16 protein-coding genes are annotated in these 17,342 nt (G+C 60.1%); 8 read left to right on the top strand and 8 right to left on the bottom strand.

Annotated features, from left to right (window positions below; genetic code table 11):
- Positions 1-54 precede the first annotated feature (54 nt).
- The 3 genes from EII11_RS01755 to EII11_RS01745 are packed head-to-tail and all read left to right on the top strand — an operon-like array spanning position 55 to position 2,548.
- Positions 55-978, top strand: a complete 924-nt coding sequence (locus EII11_RS01755; RefSeq protein WP_124867932.1) for a dihydrodipicolinate synthase family protein — start codon at positions 55-57, stop codon at positions 976-978.
- On the top strand, positions 978-1,862 hold the full coding sequence (locus tag EII11_RS01750) for an ROK family protein (RefSeq protein WP_240623014.1): 885 nt from the start codon (positions 978-980) through the stop codon (positions 1,860-1,862). The genes EII11_RS01755 and EII11_RS01750 overlap by 1 nt, the downstream gene beginning before the upstream one ends.
- Complete coding sequence (locus EII11_RS01745; protein WP_124867928.1) at positions 1,862-2,548, top strand: N-acetylmannosamine-6-phosphate 2-epimerase; 687 nt, start codon at positions 1,862-1,864, stop codon at positions 2,546-2,548. The genes EII11_RS01750 and EII11_RS01745 overlap by 1 nt, the downstream gene beginning before the upstream one ends.
- A gap of 173 nt (positions 2,549-2,721) precedes the next feature.
- On the opposite strand, the gene EII11_RS01740 is transcribed toward EII11_RS01745, so the two are convergent.
- Positions 2,722-3,936: a DUF5979 domain-containing protein gene (locus EII11_RS01740; RefSeq protein WP_124867926.1), complete on the bottom strand. Its 1,215-nt coding sequence runs from the start codon at positions 3,934-3,936 to the stop codon at positions 2,722-2,724.
- Between the two features lie 402 nt (positions 3,937-4,338).
- Here EII11_RS01740 and EII11_RS01735 point away from each other — a divergent pair, with 402 nt between their 5' ends.
- The 3 genes from EII11_RS01735 to EII11_RS01730 all read left to right on the top strand — a co-directional run bounded on the left by EII11_RS01735 (position 4,339) and on the right by EII11_RS01730 (position 5,966).
- Positions 4,339-4,938 (top strand): ASCH domain-containing protein, encoded by a 600-nt coding sequence (locus EII11_RS01735; RefSeq protein ID WP_205649191.1) that lies wholly within the window; start codon positions 4,339-4,341, stop codon positions 4,936-4,938.
- A 145-nt stretch (positions 4,939-5,083) separates the two neighbouring features.
- The gene (locus tag EII11_RS10445) at positions 5,084-5,248 is read left to right on the top strand and encodes a hypothetical protein (protein ID WP_165867023.1); all 165 of its coding nucleotides are present in this window, start codon (positions 5,084-5,086) and stop codon (positions 5,246-5,248) included.
- Between the two features lie 490 nt (positions 5,249-5,738).
- On the top strand, positions 5,739-5,966 hold the full coding sequence (locus tag EII11_RS01730) for a hypothetical protein (protein ID WP_124867924.1): 228 nt from the start codon (positions 5,739-5,741) through the stop codon (positions 5,964-5,966).
- Between the two features lie 169 nt (positions 5,967-6,135).
- On the opposite strand, the gene EII11_RS01725 is transcribed toward EII11_RS01730, so the two are convergent.
- From EII11_RS01725 to EII11_RS01695, 7 genes are all read right to left on the bottom strand, one after another.
- Positions 6,136-6,915: an ABC transporter permease gene (locus EII11_RS01725; RefSeq protein WP_124867922.1), complete on the bottom strand. Its 780-nt coding sequence runs from the start codon at positions 6,913-6,915 to the stop codon at positions 6,136-6,138.
- A complete protein-coding gene (locus tag EII11_RS01720; protein ID WP_124867920.1) occupies positions 6,893-7,948 on the bottom strand; it encodes an ABC transporter substrate-binding protein in 1,056 nt (351 codons plus the stop codon). The genes EII11_RS01725 and EII11_RS01720 overlap by 23 nt, the downstream gene beginning before the upstream one ends.
- 45 nt (positions 7,949-7,993) lie before the next feature.
- The gene (locus tag EII11_RS01715) at positions 7,994-8,680 is read right to left on the bottom strand and encodes an ABC transporter ATP-binding protein (protein ID WP_124867918.1); all 687 of its coding nucleotides are present in this window, start codon (positions 8,678-8,680) and stop codon (positions 7,994-7,996) included.
- Complete coding sequence (locus EII11_RS01710) at positions 8,677-9,465, bottom strand: class I SAM-dependent methyltransferase (RefSeq protein ID WP_240623013.1); 789 nt, start codon at positions 9,463-9,465, stop codon at positions 8,677-8,679. Before EII11_RS01710 ends, EII11_RS01715 begins: the two co-directional genes overlap by 4 nt.
- Positions 9,466-9,627: 162 nt before the next feature.
- A complete protein-coding gene (locus EII11_RS01705) occupies positions 9,628-9,972 on the bottom strand; it encodes a cupin domain-containing protein (protein WP_124867914.1) in 345 nt (114 codons plus the stop codon).
- A 276-nt stretch (positions 9,973-10,248) separates the two neighbouring features.
- On the bottom strand, positions 10,249-11,472 hold the full coding sequence (locus tag EII11_RS01700) for an AGE family epimerase/isomerase (protein WP_240623012.1): 1,224 nt from the start codon (positions 11,470-11,472) through the stop codon (positions 10,249-10,251).
- A 172-nt stretch (positions 11,473-11,644) separates the two neighbouring features.
- Positions 11,645-12,655 carry a LacI family DNA-binding transcriptional regulator gene (locus EII11_RS01695; RefSeq protein ID WP_124867912.1) on the bottom strand — a complete coding sequence of 337 codons (1,011 nt, stop codon included), beginning with the start codon at positions 12,653-12,655 and terminating at the stop codon, positions 11,645-11,647.
- Between the two features lie 169 nt (positions 12,656-12,824).
- On the opposite strand from EII11_RS01695, the gene EII11_RS01690 reads away from it, so the two are divergent.
- The gene (locus EII11_RS01690; RefSeq protein WP_124867910.1) at positions 12,825-15,989 is read left to right on the top strand and encodes an alpha-mannosidase; all 3,165 of its coding nucleotides are present in this window, start codon (positions 12,825-12,827) and stop codon (positions 15,987-15,989) included.
- Positions 15,990-16,036: 47 nt separating this feature from the next.
- Positions 16,037-17,302 (top strand): glycoside hydrolase 5 family protein, encoded by a 1,266-nt coding sequence (locus EII11_RS01685; protein ID WP_124867908.1) that lies wholly within the window; start codon positions 16,037-16,039, stop codon positions 17,300-17,302.
- The last annotated feature ends 40 nt before the right edge of the window (positions 17,303-17,342 follow it).

Genomic DNA, 17,342 nt, shown 5'->3' with positions numbered 1-17,342 from the left:
TGGCCAACCACTGACGGCCGCAGAGCGGCCATGTGAAAAGGAAACACCAACACTATGACTACTCAATTCCGCGGCGTTGTTCCCCCGGTTGTCACCCCCCTGCGCGAGGATCGTACCTTCGACGAGGCATCCTTCGACAAGCAGATCAACAGGATGATCGACGCCGGTGTGCACGGCCTGTTCGTTCTGGGATCCTCCGGCGAGGTCGCCTTCTCGACCGACGCCCGCCGCCGCGAGGTTCTGGCCGCCACCCAGCGCGTTGTCCAGGGGCGCGTGCCCGTTCTCGCTGGCGTGATCGACACGCAAACCGAGCGCGTCATTGAGCACATTCGCGTGTGCGAGGAGTACGGCGTTGACGGCATCGTCGCCACCGCCCCCTTCTACGCTCTGGGTGGTGAAGCCCAGGTGGAGCGCCACTTCCGCGCCCTACGTGAAGCCACCGACCTGCCGATTTTCGCCTACGACATTCCCGTGTGCGTCCACACCAAGCTCAGCGTTGATCTGCTCATTCGCCTGGGCAAGGATGGCGTGATCCAGGGGGTGAAGGACTCATCCGGTGACGATGTCTCCTTCCGCCTGCTGTGCCTGCGCAATAAGGAAGAAGGCCACCCCCTGGCTCTCTTCACTGGCCACGAGGTCGTCGTTGACGGCGCCTACATGTCCGGCGCTGACGGTTCCGTCCCCGGCTTGGGCAACGTCGACCCCGACGGCTACGTCCGCCAGTGGAACGCCTACGAGGCCGGAGACTGGGAGGCTGTTCGCGCTGAACAAGATCGCCTCGCCGACGTGATGAAGGTGGCCATGAGCGCCAAGGGCATCTCCGGCTACGGCGCTGGCGTGGGTGGTTTTAAGACCGCCCTGCAGCTCATGGGCGTCTTTGAGTCAAACCAGATGCCCGAGCCCGTGTCGGCACTCACCGGCGAGAACGTTGAGGCCGTGCGCGCCGTCCTCGTCCGCAACGGTCTGCTGGAGGGCTGATGTCCATCCTGACGGTCGATATCGGCGGAACGAAGATCCGCGTCGGCCTCGTGGAGGGCGATCGGGTCACCCGATCCGTCTCCGCCCCCACGCCAGCATCAGAAGGCGGCGTCCGCCTGCTTGAGGTCATCTGCGAACTCGCCGCTGACTTTGAGGGATACCGTGGGGTGGGCGTTGCCGCTGCGGGCGTCATCGACAAGGGCACAGTTGTCTCTGCAACCGACCTGATCAAGGGGTGGGCGGGAACCGACATCGCTGGCGAGCTCAGCGCCCGATTGGGCGTGCCAGTGTCGGTTCTTGGTGACGTCCACGCCCATGGCATGGGGGAGGCCACCATCGGTGCGGGTGCCAACTACCCGAGCTGCCTGACGGTGGCCGTTGGCACCGGCATTGGTGGCGCCCTCGTTGAAGACGGGCAGGTGCACAGGGGCGCCCACAGTCTGGGTGGACACATCGGACACATGGACGCTGTCGAGGCCGCCGGCCTGGCGTGCTCCTGCGGGCGAGAGGGACACATTGAGCCCCTCGCCTCGGGTTCCGGTGTCGCCGCCTGCTACGAGGCACTGACTGGCGAGGCCGTCTCCGGCCGTGAGATCGACGCGCGTGCCCGCGCAGGTGAAGCTGCCGCTCAGCAGGTGCTCTACGGTTCTGCCCGAGCCCTGGGGCGCCTGCTGGGATCGGTGGCCAATATGGTGGACCCTGGCGTTATCGTCCTGTCCGGGTCCATGACACGATCCGGCGACGCCTGGTGGGAGGCCCTTCGTGAAGGCTACGCTGCCAGTGCCATGAACCTCGCGCAGGCAACCCCGCTGCGTGAAGGCGTGCTGGGGGATGACGCGCCGCTCCTTGGCGCTGCGGTTCAGTTCAGAAAGGAACACGACTGATGACACACCCATTGATCGACAGCATGAAGGGCCGCCTGGTTGTCTCCGTTCAGGCCTACCCCGGCGAGCCCATGCGTGATCCCCAGACCATGGCCCGCATTGCTAAGGCTGCTGAAATCGGCGGTGCCGCAGCAATCCGCTGCCAGGGCCTGGCTGATATTTCCGCCATTAAAGGCCAGGTAGATGTGCCGGTGATCGGCCTGTGGAAGGAAGGGCACGAAGGCATCTACATCACCCCCACACTGCGTCACGCCCGCGCCTGCTCCCTGGCAGGCGCTGACATCGTCGCTATTGACGCCACCCGCCGCCCACGCCCCGACGGCCTGACCTACGCTGAGGTTGTCGAAGCCTGCCACGCCGAGGGCATCCTCGTCATGGCTGACTGCGGTTCCATTGAGGACGCCCGCATGGCCGCTGAAGCCGGGTCAGATATCCTCTCCACCACGCTGGCCGGCTACTCCGGTGAACGCGAGAAGACCCACGGCCCCGACCTGGAACTCCTGCGTGAGATGGTGGCTGAGTTCGACCTGCCCGTCATCTGCGAAGGCCGCGTGCACACGCCAGCCGATGCGAAGGCCGCCATGGAGGCTGGTGCATGGTGCGTCATCGTCGGAACGGCTATCACGCACCCGACCTCCATTACCGGCTGGTTTGCTGAGGCTGTGGCTTCGGCTGAGGTTGGCTGATTTCTTCCTTCACCTGAACACCGTAGGGGTGCACCGCTCGTGCCCATGAGCCCTGCTTCGCAGAGCTCATATGCCCATCCGCGCCGCGAGCAGTGCACCCCTGCGGTGTTGTGCTTGATCTTGCTCTTAGCTAACGAGGCGCACTGTCCCTCCTTCCGCTGATGCTTTGTTGGCTAATTGGGGCGGCGTAGCAGTAGGAGTCCTCCTCCGAGTGCGATTCCGGATGCTACCAATGTGCCGATTATTGCGGCATTGTTGCCGGACTTGGTATCCGTATCAGTGACGCTTGTGGTGTGAGTGGTAGTGATTAAAGCGTGTTGTCGGAGGTCAATAGGTCTGGAGGGGGAGCCTTCATCATCACCGATTAACGGACCACGGATGCCAGGGATGTCGGGTCTGAACGGTGGAATGCCGGGGAATGACTGGTCGGGCGGACTATCAGTTGCAGGAATATAGATGTTTCTAAACCACGCCCGTGCCATGGCCGTGCTTGAGTCAAGGACAATGGTTCGAGGCCCTGAATCCTGTAGGACATAACCATTGATGTGTGCCTTATCAAGGTCTTGAGTGACCGTGCACACCGTTCCGACGGGCATAACCGGGCTCTGTCCAGAAGGGATGGTGTTTCCGGTTGCGTGCAAGACGGTGGGCCAGTCCTTTCCGTGTAGTGGAAGGCCATCAATGGAGCATTCATAGGTGAAGGAATAGACCTTCCACTTGGCCTGACGAGGACCGCGAGTCCTCATTGAGACGTCGAACATGGAAGGCTCCATGGTGTAGTGATAAGAGAAGTCAGCCCGAATGATGTAGGCCTTATCGATGTCAACGGTGATGGACTCGTGGGGAATGTGACTGTAGTGCTCAATACCGACGCTTGATTCGCGCGGCGTGACGGTACAGATGTAGGCAACAGGAAACTCCATGTCGATGACAACGGGTTTGCCATCACCTTTTGTCGTGACGATTCCTGTCTCTCGGGGAGTGGTATCGGCTTCAAATCCGCAACTGTAGTCGTAGACGTATTCATGCGAGGCAAAGTCGGGACCGTCGTTGAGGGGAAAATTCGCGGTGGCCTTGGTGATGACAGCAAAGGTACCGGTGGCGAAGTTCTCGGGATCGCCAGCGCCGGGAGAGGTAATGTCGTCGTCGGGGTCATCAGACGGAAGCAGAACGGGGACTAAATGGGGCTCAGGGGCTTGGGTGGTGAGGGAAGAGAATGCAGTGTTGCTGGTAGAGGCATGGGAGGTGGCGGTGTTGATAGCCTGCGCAGGGAGGGCGAGGGCGAGAGTAAGGGCGAGGGCGATGGGGGACGATCCGAGAAGGTAGATTGTGTGACGGACTCGTGTAGGCCGCCCCTGCTGGTCGGGGGTTGTGGTTGTGAGTGTCATGGTTCGATCCTTCTGTGGGGAGGGCACCTGGATGTGCTGACACCTCCGGGGATGTGCCCCGAGGATAGTCCCGCGTGAAGCGGTACGGAAGGATCGGAGAAAAGTGGGCGAAAGTGAGGAAAAAGGGATGTTCATCCCTAAAGTAAGCCGGTGAAATAGTGTCTGACCTGCACAAATGCTCAATTGTGGGTGAATATTATATGTGCACGCTCTCATATTGTCTAGCGATATGGTGAAAATGTGAGCCGAATTACTCTCCTGGTCATAGGGGAAAGAAGGTCTTTTGTCCCATCTTTGCTGTCGCGTCCATGACGTGATCCCGGACGTCGTGCCTCGGCCGATAGAAGCGTGTGTGGAAGGCATCCAGGCTGCGGGAGGCGCTGAGATGATAATGTCGTTCGCGTGACTGACGCATTGAGCATTGAGGCCTTCTGGGAGCAGGCAAGGTTCCAACACCCCGAGCTCCCGCAGGAGCCAGTGGATGCGTGGGCTTTTGGTGCAACCTCCGAAATTGCAGATGAACTGCTCGCCCTCGTCCTTGAGGGCACCAAGACTGCCACCGCATCCTCCCTATGGGACTATCAGGCTGAAGGCGAGGAACTCCCACGGGTCGGACAGTTCGACATAGTCCTTGATGGGGCAGGCTCGCCCGCGGCCATCATTGAAACCATCGCCGTTGACATTGTTCCTTTCAACGAGGTTTCGGCTGAGCATGCCTTCGAAGAAGGCGAAGGTGACCGATCGCTCGCATATTGGCGTGAAGTGCACGAGAGTTTCTGGCGGACCTACGGGGCGCCACCGCCGCAATCGGTGGAATCGAGTGAAATCGCTAGAGTTTTAGGGCAATCATCCTCTGTGGAGCAAGCACCATCTTCTGTGCTCCATATGGAGAGAGTAGGCGAGGCGAACTCGATCAGGCAGGATACCGACGCATCGATACCCTGCGGCTTTGCTGAGAATATGCCTGTTGTCTGTGAGCGTTTCCGTCTGCTCTACTTTTAGGTGAGAGTCAGCCTGAGCTGGAAAACGGCCTTAGCTAAATATCGGCCCTTTCTGAAACAATGCCCTACAGGATCTCGCTTTATCTGAGATGTGGGCGCGCCCTATCATTGCGCACCCCACTGCTGCGCTTATCGAAAGGGCATCCATGAGCGTCCGTTATGACTTAGCGGCTGCACCTTCTGTGGTTTCGGTGATCAATGGCGTCGCTGCCTTTGATCCAGTCACTTTAAAGATTGCGGCTGAAGCAGTGGATCAGGTGGGTATCCCCATATCTGCTCGACCAGAATTGGATGCGAGTCTGCCCCGTTGAATTATCCAATCTGGCCGATATCGCACTGAATTGTCGTGATGGGCGCTTCCATGGCGTAAAAGTAAGGATCGACACGGGGCATATGACCTGGGATGATGACTTCACCCCCGAGCGAGATTGTCTACAGGACTACCGTGGTCGCTGAGACGATGATCTGCGCAGGGCTTCCTTTTGATTCACGCCACCGCCCGTCCATGAGTTCGGCGCACACGGCCCGGTGCGCCTGTGGTTTAGCGAGGACGGAGCCGGCCTGCCCTTCAGCATTATGTACACCTCCAGTGAAGCGTGGGAAGAAAGCGATCCTGACGATCTCTGGTTCCGCGTGTGATGTGACGGGGGAGTGCTGTAAGTATTACAATATTGTATGTGTAATGGGTTTTGCAAAGGATAACGCCAGTGACGGCGTGAATCTCAGGGCGAAAAGTGCTCAGCACTACCGAGAACCGTGCAGAGCGCGGGGGAGTACTGCTAAAAAGAAGGAGGACACAACATGTCAGCATCCCAAATCCGACACCGCATCATCGTGGCGTGGGTTGTGGTCCTCGTTGTGGCCTATACGGGCTTATTCGGAGATGGACTCACTATGGTTGTCACCTCATTGGGATGGACGCTCCTCATCCACGTCTTGTTCGGCAAAAAGCTCTTCGATCCCTTTGGCTCCAAGCTGCAGCATCCCAATGATCGCCCTGCTGAGCGGGCTGAAAACAGGCAGTACTAGTTCGTAGGATTGTAGGGATAAGCGTCAGGTTTTGATCATGCCGAATAGAGGCTACTCCCAGGCGAAACTCCTTGAGGCACAGCAGCCATCGCAGACGAGCTGCAGGTGGAAGAAAAGGACTACACTTCCCTCACCATCACGCGACTGCCTTCACTCTCCTCAACCCACCTCACCCCGCGCCCCGCACCACGGCCAACCGCCGCTGCAGGGGAGCGGTGGAGAGCTTCTCAATGATCAGTGCCAGGGTTGCCAGAATCAGGGCGTAGGCAAAGACCTGCGGGGTCTCAATATTGATCTGCGCCAGACGAATTGCCCCGCCCAGGCCGCTGGCCGTGGCCAGAAGTTCCGCCATCACCGCAACCCGAAGCGATTGCCCCATGGCCACCGTCGTTGCCGCAAGGAAGGGCGGTAGTACCAGGGGAACGATAATGTGCCAGGCCCGCTCAGACCGGCTCAACCCAAAGACCTGCCCCATCTCCGACAAAGACGGGTCAATACCGCGCATAGCCGTGGCGGTGGTGCGCACTAACAGGGGCGTTGCCACCAGGGCAACCACCAGCATGACGGCCTCGCTACTCGAACCCAACCACACCAGCGCCAAGATGACGAACACGACGGCGGGCGTGGCCAGCAGGATCTGAATCATGGGCTGGCAGAAGGCCTCGAAAGCAGGCCAACGCCCCATGGCGCTACCCCACAGCGCGCCAACGGCTATCGCCAGGCCCAGCCCAATACCGCCGCGCATAACGGTTAACCCCAGCGCGTGCCAGAACTGCCCGTGGGCGACGATCTCACTGAGCGCCTGGAAGGTCGATAGGGGAGAGGGCAGCACGTACTCGTGCTGGCCACGAGCCACCCAAGCCCAGGCCAGCACGAGGACAATGCAACCGGCAGTGGTGTACCACCAGCGGCGGGCGGCACCCAACTCAGCCCGCGTAGAAGCGGTCATCAGGCAGCTTTCCACCGTAAATATCGGGGTTGACCTCACCCAAACGGGTCAGGAAATCCTCATAAGCCTCACGCGCCTCCGAGGCGGGAACCATATTCAACTGCAGGCGAGGGATAACCTTTTCCACCACCGGCAGGGGAAGGTCGTAGTGCTGAGCGATCTTTTCCAAGGTCGCCTTATCGCCAGCATTCGCTTTCTCCACACCGGCCTTTACCTCGGCAATCACGGCCTCCACCAGCTCGGGATGTTCATCCACCAGTGCACCGGGCATGACCAGGCCGGCCATGGGGAAGCGGGCTTCCTTACCCGTCACTTTCGCCCACTCTTGTTGCAGGTCCAGGGCGCGCGTCATCTTCTTGCCCTCTTCGGCGGCCTTCGCTTGGGCGATGGTGGCGGCGTGTTCAGGCAGGACAATCCAGTCGACCTCGCCCTTCATCAGCAGGGCAATGGCTTGCTGGCCATCTTCAGCGTAGACGGGGTCGATGTCGTCTTTCGTCAGGTTGTTCTTGCTCAGGAGGTAGCTGAACACCAGGTCGGGCATGTTTCCGGGCAGCGGGATGGCGACCTTTTGGCCGCGCATGGCCTCCCAGTTTCCCTCAGCGGTTCCCTCTGGAGCGAGGACGTAGAGCATCCCCCAGACGACTGGTCCCACTAGACGCACGTCAATGCCCTTGTTGTACAGGTTGGCGGCAACGTAGGCGGGGGTGGCGGCCAGCTCTGCCTCGCCATTCATCAGGTGGGATTTGAGCTGTTCGACTCCGTCCCAGTTGGTCACGCTATGCGCCTTCGCCACACTATCGAGGTTGCCGTGGTCGCCGAAGGTTGCCATTGGCGCGCCGAAAGCCATGGTTTGGGGGACGATGGCGCGCACCTGGTCGAGTTTGTGGTCGTGCGCGTCGGCCGCTGGCGTGGCCTGTGCGGATTGGGTGGCCTCGTGTGACGAGGCCGAGGCGGGGGCATCTGTTGGCGTGGAGGCGCAGGCTGTGAGGGCCAGGGCGCCGACACAGAGGAGGGCGAGAGCACGGATTCTCATGGGAGTCCTTTCGAGAGTGGAGGGTCGGAGGTTGTCACTGTTGGGTCAGTGTGGGTCAGCACTGAGCGTCCAAGAACCAGGCGGTCCGTTGAGGTGAAGGTGTTGGGTAGATACGGCACGGATTTCCTCCATGTCGTGGGACACCCACACGGTGGTGAATTGTTTGTCGCTGACTAACTCAGCAAGCATGTCGCGAAGGTCGCGGGCCAGGGGAGCGTCCAGGGCAGAGAAAGGCTCGTCCACCAGTAGGAGTGTGGGCTCGGTGGCTAGCGCTCGGGCGATGGCTACGCGTTGACGCATACCGCCTGATAGTTGTGCGGGGTAAAGGTCCATGGCGTCAGCTAGGTGCAGTCGTTCAAGCCATTCTTCAGCGCGGAAGAACGCATCTGCAGTGCGTAGGGGCAGCATGACGTTGGAGCGCACGCTGCGCCATGGGAGAAGTCGGGGTTCTTGGAAGACCATGGCGAGCGGTCCTTCGGGCACGGTGATGCTGCCCGTGTAGTGGCTGCTGAGGCTGGCAATGCAACGCAAAAGTGTTGTTTTTCCACAGCCTGAAGGGCCAGAAACGCCCAGCACTTGGCCTGGTGTGACGGTGAAGGACAGATCATCAATGAGGCGAAGGCCGCGGCGCGAGACACTCACACCTGTCAGGCTCAGGCCATCGTGGGCTCGCGTACCAGGGAGTATGGGGGTCTGTGAGCTGACTTGCCTGCGCACGCTCAGAAGGCTCATGCCTCGTGGGGTTTGACTGCGACGAAAGCGAAAGCACAGAGGTGCTCGTGGTGGGCACGGAAGACCTTACGCATGGCGAGAAGGCGTTCTCGTGCGCGTGGATTTCGGGCTACATTGCTGAAGAATCGGAGAGCGCCGGCAAGGCCTTCGTCAGCGATAATGCGCCCGGGTTCGAGTAAAGCCATGGGGTTGGTGTCCTCGTAGCGGATGATGAAACCTTCTTCTTCGAGGAGGGTTTTCCACTGAGCGGCGGTGAGCGGGCGGGCGTTGACGTTGATAGTGCGTGAGAGTGCGCGGCGGATTTCTTCTTCGACAGCATCGGGTACGTCGTCGGGTCGGAGGCCAAGTTCGTGGATGGCGTAGCGTCCTCCGGGGGCGAGCAGTCGGAATGCTTCAGCGATGATGGCACGTTTAGCCTTTTCACCCTGCATGGTGAGCATGGCTTCGCCGACGACAAGGTCAGCACAGCCCGCGTCGAGGCCAGTATTTTGAGCGTCTGCGATAACGAGTTGAGCGAAATCGAGCCCCGAAATAATGGCGTGGACGGCTTCGCTGCCTTCTGGATGAGGGTCGATACCGGTATAGCTGCGAGGTTGGCCGGCGAGGAGGATTTTTGCGGTGGTTCCAACTCCAGGGCCAAACTCAACGACTCTGTCTGTCGAGGAGGGGGTGGCTGCTCGAAGGAGGCGCTGGGTGAGGGCAAGGCCACCTGGACGAAGAACTTTTTTGCCGAGTTTTGCCAGAAGCCAGTGTCCGGGTGTTGGCTTGTTGTCACCGTTGTTCAAGGCGCTCTCCTTCAGATGCTCCCGTTGTTCGGGTGAATGGCGGCGCAGCATGCGCCTGAATTACGTTATGCAAACGTTTCTATTTTAGGTGAGGCTGACCTTATAAGGAAGGGAAAAAGAAACCCCGCTCACCTCAGGAGCGGGGTTATGGTGCAAAAAGACTTATTCGTCATCCTCGACTAGGACCAAGGTCAGCGCCATGTGGCACGCCTCCAACGCTTCCAGTGCGTGGCGTTCATTGGGAGCCAAATAGATGACATCTCCTGCCCTTAGCTCATGTGGTTCACCGGCAACAGAGAATGACATGCGCCCCGATAGGAGCTGGACAATAACCGCGCGTGGCGAGGCGTGTTCGGTGAGCACCTGGCCGGCATCCATGCTGAATAGCACCTGGCGTAGCACGGAATTATTGACCACCACGCGTGAGGTTGTGGCCTCGGTAATGATGGGAAGCTGTTCCAGTAGGCCAGTGTGGACGATGGATTCGGAAACGGGTGTGGAAGGCATGAGTGCTCCAATCAGAGATGTTCGGGGCGTCACCGAAAGAGGGGACTAAGGTTAGCCTTACATGCTTCGAGGCCGTACGCATGGCAACTACAGGGAGCACTGAGCGCAGCTACGTGACAGTTGCGACCTTTTGCGACAGCTATAGCTGTCACACCATGCAATAAATAAGACCCAGCGCAGCACATGTAACCCAGCGCAACAACTGTCACGTCACTGTAGGGGAAACCGTCGTTCGAGCCGCACACAATAGACAGCCCTCACAGTGACGGGATATGTTCAGCGCAGCTGTGCCAGACCTGCCGCAAAGCTGGCCGACAGGGGTAGCGTGCCAATAATCATGGTCTGGAAGGCGTGGTAAATATCCGGCTTACCTGCCCATGTGCCCTGCGCGGGTGTGTTGAGAGGATCCAGTTCGTGGCGCCACTGGCCGGGTGCCTCAATGAGGTAGCGGCGCGCGTACTCCCAGAACAGAGCCACGTCGTGACCATACGAGGCATCGCCTGTCGTCAGTTTCAGCGTCTGCGCCGTCGCGATGGCCTCGCAGAGCACCCAGTGCATCCGCTGGGCGACCACCGGGTGTCCCTCAAAGTCTGTGGTGTAGACAAAACCAGGCTGCCCATCAACACCCCATCCCTCCAGGAGCGCCAGACGGTACATAAACGGCGGGATAGCATCCAAGCGCTCGTCGCGCGCCACCCCGGCCTCGTCACAGGCATACGCAAGTTGTGCGAACAAACGCGCCCACTCCAACCAATGGCCAGGCGTCGAACCAAAGGGGCGGAACTTATCGGCAGGAATGTCGCGGTTGTAATCCAGTAAAGGCTCCCACGCCTCATTGAAATGTTCAGGCAGGCGGAAGGCGTGATCGGTGAACATTGATGCCACGCGAGCCGCAATACGCGAGGCGCGCTCCAGATGCTCACGCTCACCCGTCGCACCCCACGCTCCCAGCAGGGCCTCCACCCAGTGCATATTGGCGTTCACGCCACGGTAGGGATCAACCTCCAGGGTCTGCGGGTCGCGAGCATCCACGACCATACCCGCAGCCTCGTCCCACCACAGGCGCTCAAAAGACTCAATCGCCTCCCGCAGCAGCTCATCGGCCTGCTCTACCCCGGCCAGACGAGCCGAGGAGGCAGCCAGCACAACAAAGGCATGATCGTAGGAGGTGCGAAGCCCCGGAGCGACGCTCCCATCCATCTCCACACGCGAATACCACCCGCCATCAGACTCAGCCCGCAATGCGCCCGAACGTAAGGCGGCAATGCCGTGAGTGGCCAGGGGAGCATACTGCGACAGTCCCATCAAAGCCGCAAGAGAAAAGCAATGAGTCATGCGCCCCGTGATCCACAGTTGCACGCCCTGAGCGTCATCAACCGTGCCCTCATCAGAAAGCCACCCAAAGCCATGCTCGGTGCGAGACTGTGCCCCAAAATCAAGAAGGCGTAAAGCCTCGTCACTCATGGCGGCCTGAATATCCGTGGGGACTAGGGGGTTCACGATATCTCCTTTGATGCGTGTGGCAGTGGCCGCTCGCAAGTGCAGCTCGCCTTGATGCTAGTAGGTGCTCCACAGGTCTACAAGGGGACGGCGGTTCAAGGTGCACGAAGCGACAAGAAGAACTAAACGCGTTTAGCGCCCTCTTTTCTTCCTGCGGCCATGCCCTCCCGCCCTAGTCTCTATTCCCCGCAGACGAGGCCCGCACAATCAAATGCGGCACCCCCTCTTGCAAGGTGTAAGGTGTGGCCCCTTCCAACATGTCAATCATCACCTGCGCCGCATGCTGGCCCAAGGTTGAAGGATCACGGTCAATCGCTGAAATCGCAGGGGTGACAATTCGGCAAATCGCCGAATCCTCGCAGGACACGACAAACACATCCCTGCCGGGCTTCATGTCATTATCGGCAAGTGCTTGGATCCCACCCAAAGCCAGAATCTCATTTTCAAAAATTAGAGCCTGCGGCACAACCTGCGAAGCTAAGAGCCGATTCGTCTCGATATACCCCGAATGCTCCGTGAACTCCGTTTCGGCCACAACCTGCAGGTGCACACCATGGGCCTGAGCGTAAGCCGTCAACGCCTCTACACGCAGACGAATATGCGTCTTTGACGTGCGCCCACAGATATACGCCCACGAGGTTTTGCCGCGCTCTCGCAGATGCTCCGCAATGACACGCATCATGCCAGCGTCTTGAGCAAGTACCGCCCCTGAGTGTGCCTGCACGTCGCCCACGAAAACTGCCGGCATCCCAATATCGTGTAGCAACGAGTCGCGAGGGTCGTCCTGGCGTGGATCGAGCACAAACACCCCGTCCACGCGACGTTGTGCCCACCATTTGCGGTAGGCCTCCAGCTCATCGTCTTCGCTGGTGGACATATGCGTCATGAGCCCAAGATCTGCGCCCGCAAGCGTGCTTTGTAAGCCGAGCATGAAGTGAAAGAAGAAGCGCTCGGACGAGTGTGCACTCTTGGGCCGTGGAATGACGAGGCCAACCGCGTGGGATCGTGAGATCGAGAGTGCTCGGGCTACGGGGTTGGGAGCCCAACCCATGGCGTTTGCAGCGTTGAGGATGCGCTCGCGGGTGGCCTCGGAAATCCCGTTTTTTCCGTTGAGTGCGAAGGAGACGGCGGTGGGGGAGACGCCTGCGGCGCGTGCGATGTCGCGGATGGTGGGGCGCTTCATTGGGCCGGTGCCTCCTGGAAACTGTGATGAGATCTTTATCGTTCCCGATATTACTAAACCGGATTAGTTACTACACTCCAAATCACATCTCAACAGCGCGCACAAGGCAGTGCGGCTCATGGGAAGCAACAACGACAACTCATCGAACGCACATGACGAAGGAGCTGTGGTGCACGACAACAGGAGCATCCTCGAACAGCGCATTCAACGCACCCTCATCGAGCGCATCCTGCCCGCCCAAACCACCACCATCGGTGCTATTAACCTGGAGGCTTGGCGCATTCCCCTCGACACTATTGACGGTCGTCCAGTCGTTGCCGAACCCGTCCCCTTTGAGGTTGCGAGCAAGTCCCCTTTCGTGCCCGTCACTGTCGGTACCTCATGGGGAGCTCCCTGGCAGACCACCTGGTTCCGCGCCACGGTCACTATTCCCGAACTCACCCTCAATGGCCAGGACCGTCTCGAAGCCGTCATTGACCTGGGCTGGGACGATCACTCTGTTGGCTTCCAATGTGAAGCCCAGGTGCGTGACATGGATGGTCGCGCCATTAAAGCGCTTAATCCTAAAAACCGCTGGATTCCTCTCCCTGCGACAGGGACTCAGTCAACGCCAGGCAGCGTCCAGTTCATGATCGAGGCCGCCGCCAACCCGCTGCTTCTGGCTGTCCCTCCCTTCCAGGTCACTGCCGACGGCGATAAACTCACCTCCAGTCAGGACGACCTCTATACCCTGCGTCAGGCGGATCTTGTCATCGTCCACCACGAGGTCGAAGCCCTCGCCCTCGATATTGCGGTCCTACGCGAAATGATTGCCGAGGTCAACACCTTCGGGGATGCCCAGTGGCGTATTCTCTTTGCCCTCAACGATGCTTTGGACGCGCTGGACCTCGATGATGTTCCTGGTAGCGCGGATCGAGCCCGCGCCCATCTTGCGCCTTTCCTTTCTCGCCCTGCCCTGCCCGGCGCCCACACTCTTAGCGCTGTGGGGCACGCCCACATTGACACCGCCTGGCTGTGGCCGTTGCGCGAAACCCGTCGCAAGGTTGTGCGCACGCTATCCAACGTCGTCAACCTCATCGAGGGCGGCTCAGGACTGATCTTTGCCCTGCCTGCCGCGCAACACATGGCGTGGATCCAAGAAGATGACCCGGAGCTTTTTGACCGTATCCGCGCCTGCGTGGCCGATGGGTCGATTGTGCCCGTGGGTGGCATGTGGGTTGAGCCTGATGCCGTTTTGCCTGGCAGCGAGGCCATGTGCCGACAGCTCGTTGAAGGCATGGGATGGATTGAGGACAACCTCGACTATTCCTGCACAGAGATTTGGCTACCGGACTCTTTCGGTTACTCCGCGGCGCTGCCACAGATTGCCCGCGAGGCAGGTATTCACCGCTTCCTGACCCAGAAGATTTCGTGGAACCAGGTCAATGTGTTTCCCCATCACACCCTGTTGTGGGAGGGCATTGACGGCTCACGCATCTTCACTCACTTCCCACCCGTCGACACCTACGGCGCTGAAGTGACGGGCGCGAACCTGGCTCACGCCGTCGATAACTTTAAGAACAAGGGGCGCGCCAGCGTCTCCATGTTGCCCTTCGGCTACGGGGATGGCGGGGGCGGTCCTACTCGTGAGATGTTGGGCCGTATCGAGCGTTTTTCTAACCTGGAGGGCGCGCCGAAGGTCGTCATTGAATCGCCCACTGCTTTCTTCGATAAGGCCGAGGCCGACCAGCCTAACCCGCCTGTGTGGGTGGGTGAGCTCTACCTGGAGCTTCATCGCGGCACCCTGACCAGCCAGATCACAACCAAGCAGGGCAATCGCCGCAGCGAGGCCCTGCTGCGCGAGGCTGAGCTCTGGGCGACCATTGCCGCCCTCAACACCGACTTCGTCTACCCGCACGCAGAGCTCCAAGATGCCTGGCGTACGGTGTTACTCTGCCAATTCCACGACATCCTGCCCGGCACCTCCATCGCCTGGGTCTACCGAGAGGTCGATGAGCTCTACGCCGCAGTGCGAGAGAAACTGACCGCCATTATTGAGGATGCCCTTAAGAGCCTGTGCGCCAGCGCTACGGCAGAACCCGGTGTACTAGGCCCCAGTGCCGCGGCTGCGATCGACACCGCTGCGACCAACACCGTTGCGACCGATGCTGCCAGCGCGCCCGTCCTCGCCAATGCCACCTCCTTCCCGCTCCACGGCGTTCCTCCCTTCTCCATCGCTCCTGCCCGCATGGACGAGGCTCCCGCCGTCACCCTTGACCTGGAATCGCGCACCTTGGACAACGGACTGGTTCGCGCCCGCTTCGACGAGGAGGGCGCTTGCGTGTCCTTCATCGACCTGGAGAGTGGCCGCGACTACATTCCTGCAGGAGCACGTGCCGGGGAGTTCCACCTCCACCAGGATTTCCCGAATATGTGGGACGCCTGGGATATTGACCCCTTCTACCGTGGCTCTCAGAGCACCATCACCGGCATGACCTTTGACGGTCTACGCCTCGATCATGGTGAAGGCAGCGTGCGAGCCCAGGTGCGTTTTGGCTCCCGTCAGGAGTCCTCACTCCACATCGAGTGGCGTCTACGTCCCGGCGAAAAAGCCTTGGACCTTCATGTTGAGGTCGATTGGCATGAGACGGAAAAACTCCTCAAACTGGCGCTACCCGCCGATATTCACACTGATCACGCCCAGTATGAAACCCAGATGGGCCACACTGTGCGCGCCACCCACGAAAACACTTCGTGGGACGCCTACAAGTTTGAGGTTGGCGCCCATCGCTGGCTGCGCCTGGCCAACGCTGGGGCGAGCCTAGCGATCGCCAATGATGCGACTTATGGCTGGGACATTACTCGCAGGCCCCACGAAGCCCGAGGTACCTGGGCGGCTGTGCGCGCCACGCTGGTGAAATCCGCCCAATACCCCGATCCCCACCAAGACCAGGGCCATCATGAGTGGAACTTCCGGCTTCTTCCCGGTGCCAGCGTGAGCGAGGCTATTGCAGCAGCCCAGGATATAAACCTTGGCCGCCGTGTGCTTACTCACCCGCTTCCTCGCGCACTGAATATTTCAGCTCCCTTTACGTGTGAAGGCGCTGTCGTCGAGTCCGTTTCTCTGGCAGGTGATGGCAGCGGTGACATCCTCGTTCGCGCCTACGAAGCTGAAGGTGGCCCACGCACTGTCACCCTCACCACGGAAGGGCTCGCCCGCCTGACGGATTTGCGCTACCGGCCTCGACGCGATGACCTCGCCCTTCAACGTGATGGCAACAGGTACACGCTCGAAGCCAGCCCCTTCCAGATCCTCACCTTCAGAATCACGCCCGCCCCACGCGATGCGCGCTGACGGCGGACTTGGCAGAACACGTACAACCACACAGGAAAGACGAAACGATGAAGTTTGGTGTTAACTACACTCCACGCGGTGGGTGGTTCCACTCCTGGCTTGACTTCGACCCTGGCCGCGTGGCCGAGGACATGCACACCATTGCTGCCCTCGGTGCCGATCATGTCCGTATCTTCCCCCTGTGGCCCATCCTCCAGCCCAACCGCACGCTCATCCGCACCCAAGCTATTGACGACGTGGCAACGGTGGTACGCCTCGCTCATGAGGCGGGCCTCAACTCCAGCGTGGACGTCCTTCAAGGGCACCTGTCGTCTTTTGATTTCCTGCCCTCGTGGGTGTCCACATGGCACCGCCGAAACCTCTTCACCGACCCCGACGTTGTGGCCGGTGAAGTGGCCCTCGTTAAAGCCCTAGCCAGCGCTATCAAAGACCAGCCCGGCGCCACCGGCCTGACGGTGGGCAATGAATTCATCCAATTTGCTGCACTGCGCCACCCCGACGCTGACCTCATCACCCCCGCAGAGGCTGGCCAATGGCTGGCTACCCTGCTGAGCGCGGCACGGGAGGTCTGGCCAGAAGGCACACACGTCCACTGCCATGACGACGACCTCTGGTTCGACAACACCCACCCTTTCACCCCCTCCTCAGCCGTCACCTACGGGGATCTCACGACCGTCCACAGTTGGGTGTTTGGCCGCGTCGGGCCCCGTTTTGGTGCGGGAACCCCACAACTGACCTACTTCGCCCGCTACCTGTGTGAGCTGGCCTCTGCTTGGTCACCTGACCCAACGCGCGGACTGTGGCTCCAAGAAATCGGCAGCCCCGACAACTATGTCGCAGCAGAGGACGGGCCTGCCTTCCTCCTCGACACCGTTGACATCCTCATGGGCGCCAAGGGTGGGGGAGTGAGCCCTAACCTTGAGGCCATCACATGGTGGTGCTCCCACGACGTGTCCCGCGCCCTGGCCGACTTCCCCAACCTTGAGTATTCCCTGGGCCTTATTGACGAGGGTGGCGCAATTAAGCCCATTGGCGAGGCCTTCTCCGAGGCCGCCCGCCGCTACCGAGACACTCATTACACGGCGCCAGAGGGGGCCGAGGACACCGGGCAAGGACACACTCGCGACAGCCTCGTCTTTGACCTGCCTCAATGGGAACGTTCAGCAACGGATGCTACCCATACATTCTTCGATCAATGGGTGGAGTACGCCCTAGCAGGGGATGTGCGCGCCATTGAACTCAGCACCGACGGTTACGTCGAAGAAACAGGGAAAGCGGGCGAAGTCGCCCCCTTCCTTTCAACCCGGGACTAAGCAGTTCCATAAAAGTAAAGAACCTGGATCATCCAATGAA

It is taken from the genome of Schaalia canis (genome assembly GCF_003858455.1).
Taxonomy (GTDB): Bacteria; Actinomycetota; Actinomycetes; order Actinomycetales; family Actinomycetaceae; genus Pauljensenia; species Pauljensenia canis.
The sequence above is the reverse complement of the archived record's forward strand: the minus strand, read 5'-3'. Positions and strand labels throughout refer to the sequence as shown.